Consider the following 18,419-nt stretch of genomic DNA (forward strand, 5'->3'; position numbering starts at 1 on the left):
TGACCATGACAGCACCACTCATGGATCGCGTCTGGGATGCTTATTGGGATCACGGCAATACCAAGCTTGCACTGGAGCGCGTTGTCGAAGTTATTCAGGAAGATTCCAAGCAGGCTCTGCTTACCGCTCATGTCGAAATCGAACGCCTGACGCAGCTCTGCGCTGAACTTGAAGTCGAATTGCAAGCCGCAGGTTCGCGCCGATTGGAGGCCGCGTGATGGATATCAAGATTGATCTTGATGAGTTTCAGTCGATTAGCGACCTGTCCGTAAAGGTCGTGCAGAAAGCCGCTGAAAAAGCAGGCTTCACTGAGCATCCGGATGGAATTTACTTTGGCATGTCCGATGCGGTTTATCATGCGGATAAGGCTCTCGGTTCCACAGGCCTGAAAAAGCTTGTCGGCAATGCGCCTGACTTCTGGTGGGAAAGCTGGATGAACCCGGCACGTGAAGAAAACGACGATACGCCTGCTAAAATCTTCGGCCGTCAGTTGCACCTATGTGTTTTGGAAGGTCGAGATAAGTTTATTGCTAAATACGCACCAGAACCAATCTCTGACAATTATCAGGGCTGCTTGAAAACTGCCGATGATCTGCGCGATTTTCTATCTAAAAAAAAGGCATCCAAATCAGGCTCAAAAGCAGAGTTAATAGCTCGAGCCAAACAATTTCCTGACTGCCCTGCGATATTTGATGAAGTACTCATTCTCGCACAAAAATCCGGCAAAGAGCTTATCAAGTTTAAGGACTATGCAAAAATCCTTGCTGCATCGGCTTTCATCAAGGCGAACACAACACTGTCCAATGCCTTTGAAGGTGGTCAGCCCGAAGTGTCCGTATTCTGGACTGCTGACGGTGTACGGTTCAAAGCGCGGTTTGACTATCTCAAGCTGAATGCGATTACCGACCTGAAATCCATTGCCAATCGCACCGACAAGGAATTCACCAAAGCCTGCTGCGATGCTGTTGCGAGTTATGATTACATCATTTCCGCAGAGCATTACACCGAAGGCCGCCGCCAGCTTAAACGCCTACTGAATGAAGGTCGCGTGTTCGGCTCCTATGATCCGGAATGGCTGGCGAAGGTCGCGGCAAATGAGGTTTTCGCATTCGTCTTTGTCTTTTGGCAGAAAGATGGCGCTCCTATCTCGCACGGCATCAAGCTCTCCCCTGGCAATCCGCTGTTCAGTTATGCACGAAGCATGATCGCGCAGGCGGTCGATAATTACCGCACCTATCTGGCCGAATTCGGCACTGAAACAGCATGGGTGCCGTCCACTCCACTTGAAGAATTAGACGAAACTGACCTGCCGGTTTGGTACCAGCAGCGCCTTATGACGGGATCGTAATTATGAACCAGATCGTACCAGCACAAAAACGCTCCCTCGTGGATAGCATGGCATCCCGTTACGACATGGAGCCTACAGAGTTCGTTTCAGCTATCAAAGCAACGGTAATCAAAGGTGATTGCTCAAACGAGCAATTTGCAGCCTTCCTGATGGTCGCCAAGGAATACAAGCTCAATCCTCTCACCAAAGAGATTTATGCCTTTCCTGATCGCGGCGGCATTCAGCCTATCGTTTCGATTGACGGCTGGATGAACCTGATCAATTCGCACCCGCAATTCGACGGCATGGAGTTTCAGGACAGCAACGGCGATGATGGGAAACTGTACTCAGTTGAATGCCGCATTTACCGCAAAGACCGTGCACGACCGGTATCCGTAATCGAATACATGTCTGAATGCTTCCGCCAAACTGATCCGTGGAAGAAGTGGCCGAACCGTATGCTTCGCCATAAGGCAGCAATTCAAGCTGCACGTTATGCATTTGGCTTTTCAGGCATCATGGAGCCGGATGAATACGACCGGATGAAAGATGTATCCCCACAGGTAAAAACAGTGATTGCTGACCCGCTGTCGGACGAACCAATCGCCGCACAGGAAACTGTGATAGTTGACGGTGAAATACTTAATGAAACAGCAGGACAAGAAATACCGGCAGATACTCCCCTGTCCGAAGCCGGTACAGAGGGTGGTGAGCAGTCCCCATCAGCCGCCACCCTCGACAATTTCAGCGTAGTTGATCATTTAACCGATCAGGACAAGGTTTCACTGCGGGAACTGATTAATCGCTTAAAGGCCGCCGTCGGTGATGACCCGGCTGTAATCGGCATGACATGCAACGCTTTTCTAGCAGGCGGATATCCTCTTTCTGAGTATGCCAATCAGAAAGCGGGAACAATCGCCATGCACTTTAAAGCAGTGTGCAAGCAAGAAATGGAAGTTGCGGATGCCATCAAGCATGCCTGTGGCATCGCCCAGATTGATGAAACCGAGGTGATGCTATGAGCAAACACCTACTTCTTCGTCGGGGCATCAAGGGCATTCACCGCTTCTTTCAGTCGCTTCTCAACCTTTGGTCCTTTGGGAGGAATTTGCCCCTCCTTATTCACAGTACTATTTGCAGGCTCTTCCACGGTCTCAATATTCAGATTCGTAGTTTTGTTCTTACCAGTAGTTTTTGGGTGAGTCATAAATTTGCTCCTTCTCAAAAACTCAACCCACAAAAGACAAATACGTTCCAATTTTTGTGGTGTTAAAAATGACGAAGCGCATAGAATTCACCCGAAAGATCAAAGCGCAGATCATCACCCGTGCAAACGGCAAATGTGAAAAATGCTCGGCCATACTAAAAGCCGGTGAAGGCGAAGTCGATCACATTTTACCTTGTGCTCTTGGTGGCGAGGCAACAGTTGCTAATGGCCGCCTGCTCTGCCGTGTCTGCCATGTTGAAAAGACGGCTGACGATATTCGGCGCGTCAGAAAATCTGATCGGCAGCGTGACAAGGCAAGCGGCGCTCTACGAGCAAAGTCTGCACTGGCAGGCCGGAAGCAACCAAAGCCAGCACTCACAAAAATCGTTCAGAAGCGTCGCTCACTATACGAGCCAATCCAGCCACAGGAGCGCATGCAATGACAGATAGTTTAATGTTTACTGCTGCCCATCAGCTCCCGATCAAGCTTATTAAGCAAATCAACCATACCGTCGGCGGCGTCCCTATCAAGACCAACCTGCAGAGAGCCATCGACTATGGTTATGAATCCGGTAGCTCTATCAATAATAACCCAAGTACCATTCACATCTTGCTTCATATCATATCGGCTTTCAGACACGGGAAGCACCTCAAAAATAAGAATCCTACAGCGCAATCATTATCAGGTTCGGCTATTGGGGGGCACAGCCGTATGACAAGGGATGAGCTGATTGTTCAGATAGGGCTATTGAAGGCTGAAGACAAACAAGAGCAATCCAAAATTGCAACCCCTGAACCCAATATCATCCGGCTAAGGCGGGAAATCCGAGAGTTGAAGCGCCAAGTTTTCAACGCCTCACCACTCGTATCGGAAGGAGGGAAGGATTGACTGAAAATCTATCAAACGACATTTTAATTGGCGCAAAGTCGATTAGTAAGTTCAGCGGCTTTCCTGAGCGAACAATTTATCATCTATGTGCAAAGGGCTCATTCCCCCACTTTAAAGCCGGTGACTTACTCTGCGCGCGAAAATCCACAATTATTAACTGGATCGCTCAACAAGAAGCAGTGTGATTTATGTCAACCAAAATAGCTGACCTGACAAAATAACAAAGCCGCCATGATAGGCGGCTTTAACGCTTCAATATGTTGCATCCGTGTTGCATGGAGTAATTTGTAACATGTTGAAAACCCTAGAAATGCGCGTTTTGGCATGTAACACAATGCAACACGTAAACAGTACGATCATCGCTGTTCTTATTGTTATAATTATTTGATTTTATTGGATTTTTAAGTGGTGCCCGGAGACGGATTTGAACCGCCGACACGCGGATTTTCAATCCGCTGCTCTACCAACTGAGCTATCCGGGCATCCCTGCAAGCCTGTCTGGCCAGCGTGACGGTGTTGGTGTCCGTCTGATGTGAGCGCTTTATAGCATTAAATTTTTGCCTGTCCAGCACCCTGAACAGAAATTATGCAGCGAACCGGCAATTATTTTCAAAAAGCCCGATTTTCCTTGATTTTTAAAGGATATTTTCTTTTGCAAACTCCCGCACTCAACTCAAAATCACACAAATCCGCTGCCTCGCAGATGAAAAACAGATGTGAATCACCCGAATCCGCCTGTTGAAAATTCTCAGCCGTGGTTTTGACAGCGCAGAAAATTCCATACGTCTTATATTGTGCATTCTGTGTCGCTGCCAAAACCGCTTTTTCAAAAGACGCGACATTCAATCACTGCGCAAAGAGCCGCATTATAATAATTCCAGATGACTTCACCAGCCAGCTGCGATAAAAGGCACGCATGTCGAGGAGAGGATCATATCCTGATTCCTGTTTGTCTGCGGGAGAGTGCCGGTAACGGCCACCGAAGGGGAAATCGCCCGAAATCTCTCAGGTACCAAGAACCGCAGAAAAGCAAGGCAACTCTGGAAAGTCGGGGGAAACCCCGCGCCGAAGGTGTAAGTAAGCCTCAACAGGCTTGCGAGTCTCTCAGGCTTCCGACAGAGGGGTACATCATGGCTTTCCGCTTTTGCGGAAGGCGGACGTGTGTCTCTGGAGTGAAAAATGGGCGATACATCTTCTTTAAAAACGCTTCCGCTGGAAGAATTACATATTGCATCCGGTGCCCGTTTCGGCGGCTTTGCCGGTTGGAACATGCCGCTGACTTATCCGCTTGGCGTGATGAAAGAGCATGTTCATACACGTGAACAGGCTGGTCTGTTCGACATCTCACATATGAAACTCATTGAAGTTTCAGGCAGCGATGCTGCCGCGTTGTTTGCAAAGCTGTGCCCGATTGATGTCACCAAACTCAATGAAGGCCAGTCGAAATATACATTCCTGATGAATAATGACGCAGGCATCATTGATGACCTGATCGTGACCCGTCTGGGTGACGAACGTTTCATGATTGTTGCCAATGCCGGTAATGCCGATATTGATATTGCGCATTTCCAAAAAGGTGCTGCAGGTCTCAACTGCACAGTAACCCCGCTTGACCGCGTCCTGCTTGCCATTCAGGGCCCGCAGGCTGCTGATGTTATGAAAAGCCTCGCATCTGATCTCGGTTTCAGCGTTGAAGAGCTGAAATTCATGCATGGTTTTGAGCCTAAACAGGGCTGGTTCGTTACCCGCTCCGGTTATACCGGTGAAGACGGTTTTGAAATTGCCGCACCGCTCAGCGATGCACAGGCACTGGCGAAATCTCTGCTGGGCGATTCCCGCGTTGCATGGATCGGCCTTGCCGCCCGCGACAGTCTGCGCCTTGAAGCCGGTCTTTGCCTGCATGGTCAGGACATCACTGAAACCATCGATCCGGTATCTGCCGGTCTGACATGGGCAATCACCAAAGCTGTACGCGAAACCGCCGCTTTCCCTGCCGCCGCTAAAGTTCTGGAACTGATTGCTAACGGCCCTGAAAAGCGCCGCGTCGGCATCAAGCCGGAAGGCCGTCAGCCGGTTCGCGCCGGCACCAAGCTGTTTGATGAAGCCGGCAGCGAAGTCGGTGAAATCACGTCCGGCGGCTTCGGCCCTTCAGCCGGTTTCCCTGTTGCCATGGGTTATGTCAGAGCCGATCTGAAAGAACCGGGCACACGTCTTTTTGCGGAAGTCCGCGGCAATAAAGTGCCTGTAGACGTCCATACACTTCCATTTACCCAACCTCGCTATCACAAAGGATAATCGCATGCCTAAAATCTTTTTTACCGAAGATCATGAATGGCTCAGCGTTGAAGGCGACATTGCAACTGTCGGCATCACCAACCACGCTCAGGAACAGCTCGGCGACCTCGTATTCGTAGAACTGCCTGAAGTTGAACGCGTTGTGGAAAAAGGCGAAGCCATTGTTGTGGTTGAGTCTGTAAAAGCTGCATCCGATGTGTATGCTCCGCTTAACGGTGAAGTCATTGAAATCAACGAAGAACTCAATGGCAATCCTGCGCTCGTCAACAGCGCGGCAGAAGGCGAAGGCTGGCTGTGGAAGATGAAAATCTCCGATGCAGCTCAGCTCGAAGGTCTGCTCGACGCTGCCGGTTATCAGGCACTGGTTGGCTAAATCATGGCATCATCATCTCTTCCTTTTGTAGAGCGCCATATCGGCCCTCGCGCCAGTGAACAGCAGGAAATGCTGTCGGCGCTTGGTCTGCCGTCGCTGGACGCTCTCATCAGTCAGGCAGTGCCGCAGTCAATTCGTCTTGACCGCGCACTCAACCTGCCTGCTCCGCTTGATGAAGCCGCAGCTCTCAGTGAGCTGTCCGGCATTATGGGGCGCAACGTAGTTGCCAAAAGCTTCTACGGTGCGGGTTATCACGGCACCCATGTGCCGCCGGTTATTCAGCGCAACCTGTTTGAAAATCCGGCATGGTACACAGCCTATACACCCTATCAGGCTGAAATCAGTCAGGGTCGCCTTGAGCTGCTGTTCAACTTCCAGACACTGGTGACAGAACTGACCGGCCTGCCGGTTGCCTGTGCATCGCTGCTGGATGAAGCAACCGCCGTTGCTGAAGCTGTTGGTATTGCCTATCGCCATCACCGCGAAAAACGTCCGAAAATGGTGATTGCCGGTGAATTGCACCCGCAAACACTGGATGTTTTGAACACCCGTGCAGAACCGCATGGCATGATCATTGAAGTTGGCGGCGAAGTGGATACCACAACCGCTGCGGTGATCATTCCTTGGCCGGATACACGCGGCGTTTACGGTGATTTCACCCGTATTATCGCCAGCGCCAAACAGACCGGTGCTCTGGTTGTGGCCGTTGCCGATCCTCTGGCGCTGACCATCACGCAGTCTCCGGGCTCATGGGGTGCCGATATTGCTGTCGGTTCCATGCAACGCTACGGCGTGCCAATGGGCAATGGTGGTCCTCACGCTGCTTATCTCGGCGTGAAAGAAAACCTCACCCGTATCATTCCGGGCCGTATCGTCGGTCAGTCGCTCGATGCACATGGCCGTCCGGCCTATCGTCTGGCGCTGCAGACCCGCGAACAGCATATTCGCCGCGATAAAGCGACATCGAATATCTGTACTGCTCAGGCACTGCTGGCCAATATGGCTGCATCTTATGCAATCTGGCACGGCCCTAAAGGCCTGCAGGCTATTGCTGATGCCGTTCATGCGATCACTGCCCGTTTTGCAGCCTCGCTCAAAGCTGCCGGTTTTGAACTGGCCGGTGAGCAGCTGTTTGATACAGTGACTGTAACGGTTAAAGGCAAAGCACAGGATTATGCTGACAAGGCGCTGGCAGGCGACCGCCTGATCCGCGTCATTGATGCTGATACTGTGTCTGTCACTTTCGATGAAACCTCGCTGGAAGATGATTATCTGGCTCTGGTTGCATTGTTTGGTGCAAAGCCTGTTGAAAAAGCAGCCCGTCTGTTGCCTGATGCGCCGCGTGACGAACATTTCCTGACACAGGCTGCATTCCACAGCTATCGTTCAGAAACCGAAATGATGCGTTTCCTGCGCAAGCTGGCAGACAAGGATCTGGCGCTTGACCGTGCGATGATCCCGCTCGGCTCCTGCACCATGAAGCTGAATGCTGCTGCTGAAATGATGCCGGTCTCATGGCCGACCGTCGGTGGTCTGCATCCTTTTGCACCACAGGCGCATCTGGAAGGCTACAAGGTTCTGACCGACAATCTCGAAGCATGGCTTTGCGAAGTGACCGGTTTTGACGCTGTATCCCTGCAGCCGAATGCCGGTAGTCAGGGCGAATATGCCGGTCTTCTGGCAATCCGTCGTTATCACCGCGCCAATGGTGACGAAAACCGCAATATCTGCCTTATCCCGTCTTCCGCACATGGTACTAATCCGGCCAGTGCGCAGATGGCAGGCATGAAAGTGGTTGTCGTTAACTGTCTTGAAGACGGTGACATTGATGTGGCCGATCTGAAAGCCAAGGCAGAACAGTATCGTGATACGCTGTCGGCGCTGATGATCACCTATCCGTCCACACACGGTGTGTTTGAAGAAACCATCCGTGAAATCTGCACAATCATTCACGCGAATGGTGGTCAGGTTTACTTCGACGGTGCGAACCTCAATGCACTCGTTGGTCTGGCACGTCCGGCCGATATCGGTGCTGACGTTTGCCACATGAACCTGCATAAAACTTTCTGCATTCCGCATGGCGGCGGCGGCCCGGGCATCGGCCCGATCGGCGTTGGCGCACATCTGGCACCATTCCTGCCAGGTCACGTGAACGCAGGCAGCGACAATGCGGTTTCCGCTGCACCATTCGGCAGTGCGTCTATCCTCGTTATCACATGGATGTATATCCGTATGATGGGCGGCGCCGGTTTGAAAAATGCAACGGAAGTGGCCATTCTCAATGCCAACTACATTGCTGAGCGCCTGAAGGATCATTATCCGATCCTTTATACCGGTGCGAACAATCGCGTTGCGCATGAGTGCATCGTTGACACCCGCGTGTTGAAAGACAAAGCCGGTGTGACCGTTGAAGATGTTGCCAAGCGTCTGATCGATTACGGTTTCCACGCCCCGACCATGTCATGGCCGGTTGCCGGTACGCTGATGGTTGAACCGACCGAATCCGAATCCAAGGCTGAAGTGGATCGTCTTTGCGACGCTATGATCTCCATCGCCAAGGAAGCGGCTAAGGTCGAAGCCGGTGAGTGGCCGCAGGATGACAATCCGCTGGCCAATGCACCGCACACCGTTGCAGACACCATGCTCGACGACTGGAAACATCCGTATTCCCGTAAGGAAGCAGCCTTCCCTGCGAAAAATATGGATCCGGCTTCCAAATATTGGGCTCCGGTATCGCGCATCGACAACGTAGGCGGCGACCGCAATCTGGTTTGCTCCTGCCCGCCGATGGATGCTTATACAGACTAAAACAATCAGAAAGGCCCTGATGAAAATCAGGGCCTTTTCTTTTGTCCGACAAACCACGGCACCGCCTTATGCGACATTAGTCTAACCTCATGCAAATTTTACTTTCCCTCTTAAAGCGGGGGGAGTAAGCGCTCAGGGTGTTTGCCGGTGCTGTGGAATCATCCTGCACCGGCAAAGCATGCAGAAAACTAACCAGTGTATTTTCTTGGATTTCAGGAGGGAAAATATTCTGGCAGATGAATTGTGAGGCATACTGAATGGATACTGCATCGGGGCACCCGCATTCCCAAGAGGAAGAGCCGCATCTTGCCCGTAATCTCAAAAACCGCCATTTGCAGCTGATCGCCATCGGCGGAGCTATTGGTACCGGCCTTTTCATGGGCTCGGGCAAAACAATTTCGCTCGCAGGCCCGTCAATCCTGCTGGTCTATGCGATTATCGGCTTTATGCTGTTTTTCGTAATGCGCGCTTTGGGCGAGCTGTTACTGTCCAATCTGAATTATCGCTCTTTTGCTGATTTTGCCGGTGATTATCTCGGATCATGGGCGCAGTTTTTTACCGGTTGGACCTATTGGCTGTGCTGGATTGTTACCGGTATTGCTGATGTTGTGGCCGTTGCCGGTTATATGTCGTTCTGGTTCCCTGAACTGGCCTTGTGGATTCCCGCACTCGGCCTGATCGTGGTTCTGGTTGCGCTGAACTTGCCGAATGTGCGCAATTTCGGTGAAATCGAATTCTGGTTCGCGCTGATTAAGATTGTTGCCATTGTTGCGCTGATTATTACCGGCGTTGTCATGCTCAGTTCCGGTTATGTGTCACCAAACGGTACTGCGGCTTCCATTACCCATTTGTGGGATCAGGGTGGCTTCTTCCCGAATGGTTTCTTCGGTTTTGTTGCCGGTTTCCAGATCGCGGTTTTCGCTTTTGTCGGTATTGAGCTTGTTGGTACCGCCGCTGCTGAAACCGAAAATCCGGAGCGCAATCTGCCAAAGGCGATCAATTCAATCCCTGTGCGTATTGTTCTGTTCTATCTCGGTTCGCTCTTTGTCATCATGACTGTGATGCCTTGGAACCAGGTTGACCCGTCGAGCAGTCCGTTTGTCGCCATGTTCTCGCTGGCTGGTCTCGGCATTGCCGCGCATGTGGTGAATTTCGTGGTACTGACCTCTGCGGCTTCCAGCGCCAATTCCGGTATTTACTCGACATCGCGTATGATTTTTGGTCTGGCAAGCTATGCTCTGGCACCAAAAACACTGGGCAAGCTGAACCACCGTCATGTGCCGGTCAATGCGCTGTTCTTCTCCTGCACATTCCTGCTGGCAGGTGTTGTGCTGCTTTACGCAGGACAGAGCATTATTGAAGCTTTCACCATTGTGACCACGATTTCGGCTCTGCTGTTTATCTTTGTCTGGTCGATCATTCTGGCATCTTATGTGCAATATCGCCGTAAGCGTCCTGATCTCCATGCAAAATCAAACTTCAAAATGCCGGGCGGCTATGCAGCCATTATTATGGTATTTGCTTTCTTTGCTTTCATCCTCTGGGCATTGGCACAGCAGGCTGATACGGCACAGGCACTGCTGATTACACCGGTATGGTTTGTCCTGCTCGGCGTGATCTATTTCTTCATGCGCAAGAAAAGCGTATAAAAACTGAAAAGGCCACTCGTCAGAGTGGCCTTTTTTATTACAACAAAATCCAGCGTATCAGCGGTGCGGCAAAGACATTGACCAGACCAACCAGCACCATCACCAGACCAGCAATGGTGCCTTCTTCTTTACCCAGTTGCTGAGCTTTGGCCACACCTGCACCATGCGCGCCCATGCCGAACAGAGCACCCCGGGCAAGGCCGGATTTCAACGGCAGAAAACGCAGGATTGTATCGCCGAGTGCGGCGCCAATCACACCGGTCACCACCACAAACAAAGCCGTCAGATTAGGAATACCGCCAATATCTTCCGACAAAGCCATGGCAAAAGGCGAGGTCACAGAACGCGGGATCAGACTGAGCCGCAGACTGCCGTCGAGACTGAGCAGCGAAGCCAGCCCCCATGCCGAGAGAATGGCAACAGAACTGCCGACCAGCACACCAAACAACAGAACCGGCCAATATTGCCGGATGACTGCCCGTTGTTCATAAATCGGCACCGCAAAAGCAACGGTTGCAGGACCAAGCAACATCACCAGCCAGTGTGTTGCGCTATTATATTCCGCATAGCTGGTGCGCATCAGCAGCACCGCCGCAATCAGCAAAACCGGTGCGGCAATGAGCGGTGAAAACCAGACACGCGGCCAGCGACGGTAAAGCTTTTTCGCCAGCAGATAGAACAGGATCGTTGCCGCAGACCACAGCACCATCATTCCGAGTGCGGGGGTGAGATAGTCCATGATCCCGCTCATGATGAATGTCTCATCTTTTGCAAATGACGGCTCAGACGCAAACCCGCTTCAACCGCCAATGCGGTGGAGATCATCACGATAACCGTGCCGAGCAAAATAACCGCGAGAATTTTCAGACCCAGCAGACCGAAAAACTCATGGTGATCGAGCACGGCAAGAACCGCAGGGATAAAAAACAGCAGCATCTCTGCCAGATACCATTGCGCACCACGGCGCACAGTCAGCAGGTTCATGCCGCCGGTCATCAAAAGTATGAATAACAGAAACAAGCCGATGACACTGCCCGGCACAGGCAGATGCGTTATTCTGGCGATACCCTCCCCCAAAGCCCAGAAACCGGCGATCAAAGCGATCTGGCCGATCCGGCTGTTTTGTACCCAATGGCGGACTCCTCCCGACATTTGAGCTGGAGACATTTTATGGCACTCTTTTCATGCAAATTAATTTTCCCCTTTATACGCCAACCCCATTCATGATAAAAATGAATTGATTGAATAGAATTAAGTCCCAAATGGAATAGCAATGGAACTGCGCACATTACGGATATTCGCCGAGGTTGTCCGCCAAGGCGGTTTCACACAGGCTGCCAAGACTGTTTTCCTCACGCAATCAGCTGTCAGCAAAGCCGTGCGTCAGCTTGAAGACGAACTTGGCGTGACCCTGCTCGACCGTAACGGCCATAAATCGGTGATGACCGATGCCGGAGAAGTGGTATTCCAACGCGCTCTGCGTATGCTGGCAGAACAGGATGATCTGAAAACCGAACTGGCAGAATTGCAGGGGCTGACCAAAGGTGTGCTGCGGCTCGGATTACCGCCAATCGGCAGTGACGCGCTGTTCGCACCGATGTTTGCAATTTACCGTCGTCTTTATCCCGGCATTGATATTCATCTTGTCGAGCATGGCAGCAAAAAACTCGAAGATATGGTGCGCGACGGCGAGGTGGATCTTGGTGCCTCCCTCTTGCCTGCGCCTGATGAATTTGACTGGCAGAATGTCCGCAAAGAGCCGATTGATGTGCTGATCCCCGCTTCGCACCCGCTGGCCGATCAGCCCTTTATTCCCTTGAAACAATTACAGGATATGCCGTTCATCCTGTTTGACAGTGCCTTTGCGCTCAATCCGATTATTCTGAATGCCTGTCGCAGTCAGGGCTTCACGCCGTCCATTGCCGCACGCTCCAGCCAGATTAATTTCATCATCGAGCTGGTTTATGCAGGGCTTGGTATCGGCTTTCTCCCGCGTCTGATTGCCGAACAACGGGTGCGCGACGGTGTCCGACATATTACACTGACAGAACCCGATCTTTCATGGGACATGGCATGGGTCTGGCGGCGCGGCGCTTATCTGCCTCATGCCGCGCGTGCATGGCTGGAACTGGCAGCACGTTTTCAGCACTGATAAGGGCTGGCAGGCATTATTGCCAGGAAATTCAGGCTCGTTTCTCCCGAACCGCCTGATAAAACCGCACATATCCAAGCTGGGCATTGCCGAGTTGATGCGTAGAATTCATGACTAAAGTGCAAATAAGGGTTTGCAGTTTTGGGGTAGTCGTCTGAGAATGAGCCAAATTTTTCGGGAGATAGTAAATGAGTGACATGACAAAATTTTCATGGAGCGATCCGTTCCTGCTCGATGATCAGTTGTCTGATGATGAACGCATGATCCGCGATTCCGCTGCGGCTTTTGCCAAGAGCGAACTGCTGCCGCGCATTGAAGAAGCCTATCTTGAAGAAGCTGTGCAGCCTGAACTGTTCCGCCTGATGGGTCAGGCCGGTCTGCTCGGTGTGACATTGCCGGAAAAATACGGCGCGGCGGAAGCCAATTATGTTTCCTACGGTCTTGTTGCCCGTGAAGTAGAGCGCATTGACTCCGGCTATCGTTCGATGATGAGCGTGCAGTCCTCACTCGTGATCTACCCGATTTTTGCCTATGGTTCGGAAGAGCAGAAAGACAAATATCTGCCGGGTCTGGTGTCCGGCGAGCTGATCGGCTGCTTTGGCCTGACCGAGCCTGATGCCGGTTCTGATCCTGCAGGCATGAAAACCCGCGCGGAAAAAACCGCGACCGGCTACAAGCTGCACGGCTCGAAAATGTGGATTTCCAACTCCCCGATCGCCGATGTGTTCGTCGTCTGGGCGAAATCCGTTGCCCATGACAATCAAATCCGCGGTTTTGTGCTTGAAAAAGGCATGAAAGGTCTGAGCGCACCGAAGATCGGCGGCAAGCTTTCCCTGCGTGCTTCCGTCACCGGTGAAATCGTGATGGACGGCGTGGAAGTCGGCGAAGATGCCCTGCTGCCAAATGTTTCCGGCCTCAAAGGTCCGTTCGGCTGCCTCAACCGCGCCCGCTATGGTATTTCATGGGGTGTTCTCGGTGCGGCGGAAGATTGCTGGCACCGTGCGCTGCAATATGGTCTGGATCGTAAGCAGTTCAACCGTCCGCTGGCGCAGACACAGCTTTTCCAGAAGAAACTGGCCGATATGCAGACAGAAATCACGCTCGGCCTTCAGGGCTCGCTGCGTGTTGGCCGTCTGATGGATGACCATAAATTTGCACCGGAAATGATTTCGCTGATGAAGCGCAACAATTGCGGTAAAGCGCTCGACATCGCCCGTCAGGCTCGCGACATGCATGGCGGCAACGGTATTCAGATCGAATATCACGTGATGCGTCATTCGCAGAATCTGGAAACAGTGAATACCTATGAAGGTACCCATGATGTTCACGCGCTGATCCTCGGCCGTGCGCAGACCGGTCTTCAGGCATTCTTTTAATAACTGATAATCGCCCGCTTCCCTCTGTATGGCGCTGATTTTTCAGCGGCATAACTGATGGAAGCGGGTTTTTCATATCCGGAGCAAATCTGATGCAGGCGCCGTTGGAAGGCATTAAAGTCGTTGAACTGGCACGTATTCTTGCAGGGCCGTGGATCGGCCAGACATTGGCGGATCTCGGTGCCGATGTCATTAAGGTAGAAAGCCCTGAGGGCGATGATACCCGCAAATGGGGTCCGCCTTATATTGACGACGGTGCGGAACAGTCAGCCGCCTATTATCATGCCTGCAATCGCGGTAAACGCTCGATCACCTGCGATTTTCGTGAAGATGCAGGGCGTGAGACCGTTCTCAAACTCATCAAAGATGCCGATATTGTCATCGAGAATTTCAAACTCGGCGGCCTGAAAAAATACGGCCTTGATTATGAAACCCTGAAGGAAATCAATCCGCGTCTGATCTATTGCTCCGTCACCGGTTTCGGTCATGACGGGCCTTATGCAGCCCGTGCCGGTTATGATTTCATGATTCAGGGCATGAGCGGCATTATGGATATTACCGGCGACCCGAAAGGCGAGCCGCAGAAAATCGGCGTGGCACTGGTCGATATTATCACCGGTCTTTACGGTGTCATCGGTATTCAGTCCGCGCTGCTGCATCGTCAGGTAACAGGTCTCGGTCAGCATATTGATATGTCACTGTTTGATTGCATGACCGGCGTTCTTGCCAATCAGGCAATGAATTTCCTCGCTTCCGGCATAGCGCCGAAACGTCTCGGCAATGCGCATCCGAATATTGCGCCTTATCAGACATTGCCGGTGAAAGACGGCTATTTCATCATCGCCTGCGGTAATGACGGCCAATTCGCCAAACTGGCAGGTTTGCTGGAGCTGTCGGAACTGGCTGAGGATGAGAAATTCCGTACCAATGCGGCTCGCGTACAAAACCGTGATGAACTGACAGCTCAGCTTGAAGCAAAAACATCTGCATGGTTGCGCGATGATCTGTTGGCCGCACTGGAAAAGCTCGCTGTACCGGCAGGGCCGATCAATACCATTGCCGATGTGTTCAGTGATCCGCAATTCATCGCCCGTCAGATGCGGGTGGACAATCAAGGTGTTCCGGGACTGCGCACGCCGCTGAAATTCTCCAATGCAGAACTGAAAACCGGCCTGCGCTCCCCGCGTTTAGGCGAGCATACGGAAGAAATTCTGGCAGAATTGAACTCTGAAAAATAACCAAAAACAGTATTTCAGAAGGCCGCTTTCAGCGGCCTTTTTATTGGCTGATCGTCCGGTAAAACAGGCGATGACATATTGCTGTTACAAAACTGACTCGTGATTTGGCTGATTTGCCTGCAGAATGAAGGTCTTGTCCGCTAAAATGGCGGGGTTTTTATCCACATAAAGGCAATTTTTTTTCATCAGCCATATTTATTGTATTTTACTTAAATTATCAGTGTTGATAAAATATTTTATCCCATTGAATAATATGGTTTTCTGGCAATTTGTTTTAGTTTCGTTCTTTGTAATAAAATTTTAGAATTAGCCAATAATATTGCGATTAATAACAAAGTTTCTCTTTTGTTTTAAAATAATCTCCTTCGACTAAAGGCGCACGGCTGAGAACTGAAAATAGATGTTTGACTCTGCCTGAAAAACTCATACTAGAATCCGTCTCAGTACTTTAACAGGGAGGGTTATATGTATCGTAAAATTTTGCTCGCAGGTGTCTGCGCACTCACACTGACCGGCGCTTTTGCCGGTGTGGCATCTGCCGAAGTCGTTCTGAACCGTGGTAACGACACAGATCCGGCAACATTGGATCATCACCGCACATCCACCGTTTCCGAAGGCCGCATCATGGCCGATCTCTATGACGGCCTTGTTCGTCAGAGCGCCAAAGGCGAAGCTGTTGCTGCCACCGCCAAGTCCTGGGATATTTCCGAAGACGGTCTGGTTTACACATTCCACCTGCGTGACGATGCCAAATGGTCGAATGGCGATCCGGTAACTGCCGGTGATTTCCTGTTCACATTCCGCCGCATTATGGATCCTAAAACTGCTGCCGGTTATGCCAGCATGCTGTTCCCAATCAAAAACGCTGAAGATGTGGTTGGTGGTAAGAAACCACTTGAAGATCTGGGCGTTGAAGCGGTCGATGATCTGACCCTCAAAATTACGCTGAAAGGCCCGACACCGTATTTTCTTGAACTGCTGACCCACCAGACCGGTCTGCCGATGAACAAGAAAAGCGTTGAAGAAAACGGTGATAAATTCACAACACCGGGCAAAATGGTCACCAATGGTGCCTATCAGCTGGTCAGCTTTACACCAAACGACAAAATCGTCATGAAGAAGAATCCGAACTTCTATGACGCCGATCAGGTCAAGATCGATGTTGTTAACTGGATTCCTTTCGAAGACCGCGCCAGCTGCATGCGCCGCTTTGAAGCCAAAGAAGTGCAGGTCTGCTCCGACGTTCCGTCCGAACAGATGGACTATGTGAAGAGCAAACTGGCTAAAGAATTCCGTATTGCCCCTTATCTCGGCTCCTATTATCTGCCGGTTAAAGGTAAAGTTGCCGACAGTAAACTGAAAGACCCGCGTGTTCGTGAAGCCATCTCCATGGCGATTGACCGTGAATTCATGGCAGAACAGGTCTGGCAGGGCACAATGCTTCCGGCCTATTCCGTGGTTCCTCCGGGCATTGCCAATTATGTTGAAGGCGGTGTGAAGGCTGAATATGCCGACAAAGACATGCTGGAACGTGAAGATAAAGCTAAAGAGCTTTTGAAAGAAGCCGGTGTTGAGCCGGGCAGCTTGTCAATCGAACTGCTCTATAACACATCCGAGAACCACAAGAACACAATGGCCGCGATTGCGGATATGCTGAGCAATATCGGCATCAAAGCCACGCTCAATGAAACCGAAGGTGCTACCTATTTCAACTTCCTGCGTGAAGATGGTCCTTTTGACATCGCCCGCGCAGGCTGGATCGGCGATTATAATGATCCGCAGAACTTCCTGTTCCTGACCCAGAGTGACGTCAGCTTTAACTATTCCAAGTGGAAGAACAAAGACTACGATGCTCTGATGGCTAAAGCTGAAGCCACAACAGATCTTAAAGCCCGCGCGGAAATTCTTGCCGATGCGGAACGTCTGTTGCTCAAAGAAACAGCCGTTATTCCGGTGCTGTATTATTCATCACGCGCTCTGGTCTCCGAAAATATCGAAGGCTGGTATGACAACCTGATGGATGCACATGCAACCCGCTGGCTGTCGCTCAAACAGTAAGTATTTTTACTGGCAGGCTGCATATTCACCTATGCAGCCTGTTGCATATCAAACTATTTTAACTTTGCCGCAGCCATTATTTTTATGAAGGCTGCAGTCAGGAAAATTATATGTTGAGCTATACGCTGCGGCGGCTGGCCAGCGCGATCCCGACGATATTTATCATCATCACGCTGACCTTCTTCATGATCCGGCTTGTTCCGGGCGGCCCGTTTGATCTTGAGCGCCCGATTGATCCGCTGATCCTCGAAAACCTGAAAAAAGCCTATAATATGGATGCGCCTTTATGGCAGCAATATCTGATTTATTTAGGCAATCTGCTTCAGGGTGATCTGGGCCCGAGCTTTGCCCGCCGTGACTTTACGGTCAATGATCTGTTCGCTTCCGGCCTGCCGGTTTCCATCATGCTCGGTGGTCTGGCTCTCACACTTGCCGCCATTCTCGGCACATTGCTCGGCGCGCTTGCCGCCTTGCGCCAGAATTCATGGCTGGATTATACCATTGTGGCCGTTGCAACATTCGGCATCACCACCCCCAATTTCGTTGTCGCACCGCTGCTCAGCCTGTTCTTCGGCGTTATTCTCGGCTGGGTACCTGCCGGTGGCTGGTCTTCCGCCAATGTCACCTATTGGATTTTGCCGATCACCACACTGGCACTGCCACAAGTGGCGGTGATTGCCCGCTTAGTGCGCGGCTCAACCATTGAAGCCCTGCGTGCCAACCATGTGCGTACCGCCCGTGCCTATGGTCTGCCTGCCCGCATCGTCGTCGGCGTTCATGCATTGCGTGCCGCTCTTCTGCCTGCTGTCTCCTATCTGGGGCCGACAGCCGCAGCTTTGCTCACCGGTTCGGTGGTTGTGGAAACCATTTTCGGTATTCCTGGTATTGGTCGCTATTTCGTACAAGGCGCATTGGGGCGCGACTATACATTGGTGATGGGCACTGTTGTTGTCATCTCGGTCTTTGTCGTGCTGTTCAACCTCGTTGTTGACCTGATCTATGCTTATCTTGATCCGCGGGTGCGCTATGACTGATATCTCAACAAAT

General features: G+C 51.4%; 17 protein-coding genes, 1 tRNA gene and 1 riboswitch. Of the genes, 14 read left to right on the top strand and 4 right to left on the bottom strand.

Annotated elements, in window-relative coordinates:
* Nucleotides 1–5 precede the first annotated feature (5 nt).
* From LDL70_RS16330 to LDL70_RS16340, 3 genes are read left to right on the top strand one after another with little or no spacing between them, the layout of a single operon-like run.
* Complete coding sequence (locus tag LDL70_RS16330) at nucleotides 6–218, top strand: hypothetical protein (protein ID WP_225689054.1); 213 nt, start codon at nucleotides 6–8, stop codon at nucleotides 216–218.
* Nucleotides 218–1,348: a PD-(D/E)XK nuclease-like domain-containing protein gene (locus tag LDL70_RS16335; protein WP_225689055.1), complete on the top strand. Its 1,131-nt coding sequence runs from the start codon at nucleotides 218–220 to the stop codon at nucleotides 1,346–1,348. The genes LDL70_RS16330 and LDL70_RS16335 overlap by 1 nt, the downstream gene beginning before the upstream one ends.
* Before the next feature lie 2 nt (nucleotides 1,349–1,350).
* A complete protein-coding gene (locus LDL70_RS16340) occupies nucleotides 1,351–2,349 on the top strand; it encodes a recombinase RecT (protein ID WP_225689056.1) in 999 nt (332 codons plus the stop codon).
* An 8-nt stretch (nucleotides 2,350–2,357) separates the two neighbouring features.
* Here the strand turns inward: LDL70_RS16340 and LDL70_RS16345 are convergent, their stop codons facing one another.
* Nucleotides 2,358–2,534: a hypothetical protein gene (locus LDL70_RS16345; protein WP_175576110.1), complete on the bottom strand. Its 177-nt coding sequence runs from the start codon at nucleotides 2,532–2,534 to the stop codon at nucleotides 2,358–2,360.
* A gap of 68 nt (nucleotides 2,535–2,602) precedes the next feature.
* Here LDL70_RS16345 and LDL70_RS16350 point away from each other — a divergent pair, with 68 nt between their 5' ends.
* Together LDL70_RS16350 and LDL70_RS16355 are read left to right on the top strand one after the other, a co-directional pair.
* The gene (locus LDL70_RS16350; protein ID WP_225689058.1) at nucleotides 2,603–2,977 is read left to right on the top strand and encodes an HNH endonuclease; all 375 of its coding nucleotides are present in this window, start codon (nucleotides 2,603–2,605) and stop codon (nucleotides 2,975–2,977) included.
* Nucleotides 2,974–3,423, top strand: a complete 450-nt coding sequence (locus tag LDL70_RS16355; RefSeq protein WP_225689060.1) for a hypothetical protein — start codon at nucleotides 2,974–2,976, stop codon at nucleotides 3,421–3,423. The genes LDL70_RS16350 and LDL70_RS16355 overlap by 4 nt, the downstream gene beginning before the upstream one ends.
* A gap of 406 nt (nucleotides 3,424–3,829) precedes the next feature.
* On the opposite strand, the gene LDL70_RS16360 is transcribed toward LDL70_RS16355, so the two are convergent.
* Nucleotides 3,830–3,905 (bottom strand) — tRNA-Phe (locus tag LDL70_RS16360).
* Between the two features lie 464 nt (nucleotides 3,906–4,369).
* A riboswitch (glycine riboswitch) is annotated at nucleotides 4,370–4,455 on the top strand.
* Nucleotides 4,456–4,602: 147 nt separating this feature from the next.
* Between LDL70_RS16360 and gcvT the strand changes: the two genes are divergently transcribed.
* The 4 genes from gcvT to LDL70_RS16380 all read left to right on the top strand — a co-directional run bounded on the left by gcvT (nucleotide 4,603) and on the right by LDL70_RS16380 (nucleotide 10,548).
* Nucleotides 4,603–5,718 (top strand): glycine cleavage system aminomethyltransferase GcvT, encoded by a 1,116-nt coding sequence (gene gcvT / locus LDL70_RS16365; protein WP_225689062.1) that lies wholly within the window; start codon nucleotides 4,603–4,605, stop codon nucleotides 5,716–5,718.
* Nucleotides 5,719–5,722: 4 nt separating this feature from the next.
* The gene (gene gcvH, locus LDL70_RS16370) at nucleotides 5,723–6,091 is read left to right on the top strand and encodes a glycine cleavage system protein GcvH (RefSeq protein WP_022711596.1); all 369 of its coding nucleotides are present in this window, start codon (nucleotides 5,723–5,725) and stop codon (nucleotides 6,089–6,091) included.
* A 3-nt stretch (nucleotides 6,092–6,094) separates the two neighbouring features.
* Nucleotides 6,095–8,899 (top strand): aminomethyl-transferring glycine dehydrogenase, encoded by a 2,805-nt coding sequence (gene gcvP / locus LDL70_RS16375; protein WP_116088417.1) that lies wholly within the window; start codon nucleotides 6,095–6,097, stop codon nucleotides 8,897–8,899.
* A 257-nt stretch (nucleotides 8,900–9,156) separates the two neighbouring features.
* Nucleotides 9,157–10,548, top strand: a complete 1,392-nt coding sequence (locus tag LDL70_RS16380) for an amino acid permease (protein ID WP_225689064.1) — start codon at nucleotides 9,157–9,159, stop codon at nucleotides 10,546–10,548.
* A gap of 37 nt (nucleotides 10,549–10,585) precedes the next feature.
* Here the strand turns inward: LDL70_RS16380 and LDL70_RS16385 are convergent, their stop codons facing one another.
* Both LDL70_RS16385 and LDL70_RS16390 read right to left on the bottom strand, forming a co-directional pair.
* On the bottom strand, nucleotides 10,586–11,287 hold the full coding sequence (locus LDL70_RS16385; RefSeq protein WP_151159474.1) for an LrgB family protein: 702 nt from the start codon (nucleotides 11,285–11,287) through the stop codon (nucleotides 10,586–10,588).
* 8 nt (nucleotides 11,288–11,295) lie between these two features.
* Nucleotides 11,296–11,715: a CidA/LrgA family protein gene (locus LDL70_RS16390; RefSeq protein ID WP_022711591.1), complete on the bottom strand. Its 420-nt coding sequence runs from the start codon at nucleotides 11,713–11,715 to the stop codon at nucleotides 11,296–11,298.
* Nucleotides 11,716–11,821: 106 nt separating this feature from the next.
* Here LDL70_RS16390 and LDL70_RS16395 point away from each other — a divergent pair, with 106 nt between their 5' ends.
* From LDL70_RS16395 to LDL70_RS16415, 5 genes are all read left to right on the top strand, one after another.
* Complete coding sequence (locus LDL70_RS16395) at nucleotides 11,822–12,700, top strand: LysR family transcriptional regulator (RefSeq protein ID WP_225689066.1); 879 nt, start codon at nucleotides 11,822–11,824, stop codon at nucleotides 12,698–12,700.
* Nucleotides 12,701–12,897: 197 nt separating this feature from the next.
* Nucleotides 12,898–14,076, top strand: coding sequence for an acyl-CoA dehydrogenase (locus tag LDL70_RS16400; protein WP_370637861.1), 1,179 nt, complete (start codon nucleotides 12,898–12,900; stop codon nucleotides 14,074–14,076).
* 92 nt (nucleotides 14,077–14,168) lie between these two features.
* Complete coding sequence (locus LDL70_RS16405; protein ID WP_370637859.1) at nucleotides 14,169–15,314, top strand: CaiB/BaiF CoA transferase family protein; 1,146 nt, start codon at nucleotides 14,169–14,171, stop codon at nucleotides 15,312–15,314.
* 465 nt (nucleotides 15,315–15,779) lie between these two features.
* Nucleotides 15,780–17,372, top strand: coding sequence for a peptide ABC transporter substrate-binding protein (locus LDL70_RS16410; protein WP_151159470.1), 1,593 nt, complete (start codon nucleotides 15,780–15,782; stop codon nucleotides 17,370–17,372).
* A 110-nt stretch (nucleotides 17,373–17,482) separates the two neighbouring features.
* On the top strand, nucleotides 17,483–18,406 hold the full coding sequence (locus LDL70_RS16415; protein ID WP_225689067.1) for an ABC transporter permease subunit: 924 nt from the start codon (nucleotides 17,483–17,485) through the stop codon (nucleotides 18,404–18,406).
* Nucleotides 18,407–18,419: the final 13 nt, after the last annotated feature.

Origin of the sequence: Pseudochrobactrum sp. XF203, from assembly GCF_020341615.1 — a bacterium.
GTDB classification, from domain to species: domain Bacteria; phylum Pseudomonadota; class Alphaproteobacteria; order Rhizobiales; family Rhizobiaceae; genus Pseudochrobactrum; species Pseudochrobactrum saccharolyticum.

Excerpts from the sequence above, each read along its gene's own strand:
- LDL70_RS16330 (WP_225689054.1), top strand. The coding sequence starts at position 6 with ATGACAGCACCACTCATGGATCGCGTCTGGGATGCTTATTGGGATCAC.
- LDL70_RS16335 (WP_225689055.1), top strand. The coding sequence starts at position 218 with ATGGATATCAAGATTGATCTTGATGAGTTTCAGTCGATTAGCGACCTG.
- LDL70_RS16340 (WP_225689056.1), top strand. The coding sequence starts at position 1,351 with ATGAACCAGATCGTACCAGCACAAAAACGCTCCCTCGTGGATAGCATG.
- LDL70_RS16345 (WP_175576110.1), bottom strand. The coding sequence starts at position 2,534 with ATGACTCACCCAAAAACTACTGGTAAGAACAAAACTACGAATCTGAAT.
- LDL70_RS16350 (WP_225689058.1), top strand. The coding sequence starts at position 2,603 with ATGACGAAGCGCATAGAATTCACCCGAAAGATCAAAGCGCAGATCATC.
- LDL70_RS16355 (WP_225689060.1), top strand. The coding sequence starts at position 2,974 with ATGACAGATAGTTTAATGTTTACTGCTGCCCATCAGCTCCCGATCAAG.
- gcvT (WP_225689062.1), top strand. The coding sequence starts at position 4,603 with ATGGGCGATACATCTTCTTTAAAAACGCTTCCGCTGGAAGAATTACAT.
- gcvH (WP_022711596.1), top strand. The coding sequence starts at position 5,723 with ATGCCTAAAATCTTTTTTACCGAAGATCATGAATGGCTCAGCGTTGAA.
- gcvP (WP_116088417.1), top strand. The coding sequence starts at position 6,095 with ATGGCATCATCATCTCTTCCTTTTGTAGAGCGCCATATCGGCCCTCGC.
- LDL70_RS16380 (WP_225689064.1), top strand. The coding sequence starts at position 9,157 with ATGGATACTGCATCGGGGCACCCGCATTCCCAAGAGGAAGAGCCGCAT.
- LDL70_RS16385 (WP_151159474.1), bottom strand. The coding sequence starts at position 11,287 with ATGGACTATCTCACCCCCGCACTCGGAATGATGGTGCTGTGGTCTGCG.
- LDL70_RS16390 (WP_022711591.1), bottom strand. The coding sequence starts at position 11,715 with ATGTCTCCAGCTCAAATGTCGGGAGGAGTCCGCCATTGGGTACAAAAC.
- LDL70_RS16395 (WP_225689066.1), top strand. The coding sequence starts at position 11,822 with ATGGAACTGCGCACATTACGGATATTCGCCGAGGTTGTCCGCCAAGGC.
- LDL70_RS16400 (WP_370637861.1), top strand. The coding sequence starts at position 12,898 with ATGACAAAATTTTCATGGAGCGATCCGTTCCTGCTCGATGATCAGTTG.
- LDL70_RS16405 (WP_370637859.1), top strand. The coding sequence starts at position 14,169 with ATGCAGGCGCCGTTGGAAGGCATTAAAGTCGTTGAACTGGCACGTATT.
- LDL70_RS16410 (WP_151159470.1), top strand. The coding sequence starts at position 15,780 with ATGTATCGTAAAATTTTGCTCGCAGGTGTCTGCGCACTCACACTGACC.
- LDL70_RS16415 (WP_225689067.1), top strand. The coding sequence starts at position 17,483 with ATGTTGAGCTATACGCTGCGGCGGCTGGCCAGCGCGATCCCGACGATA.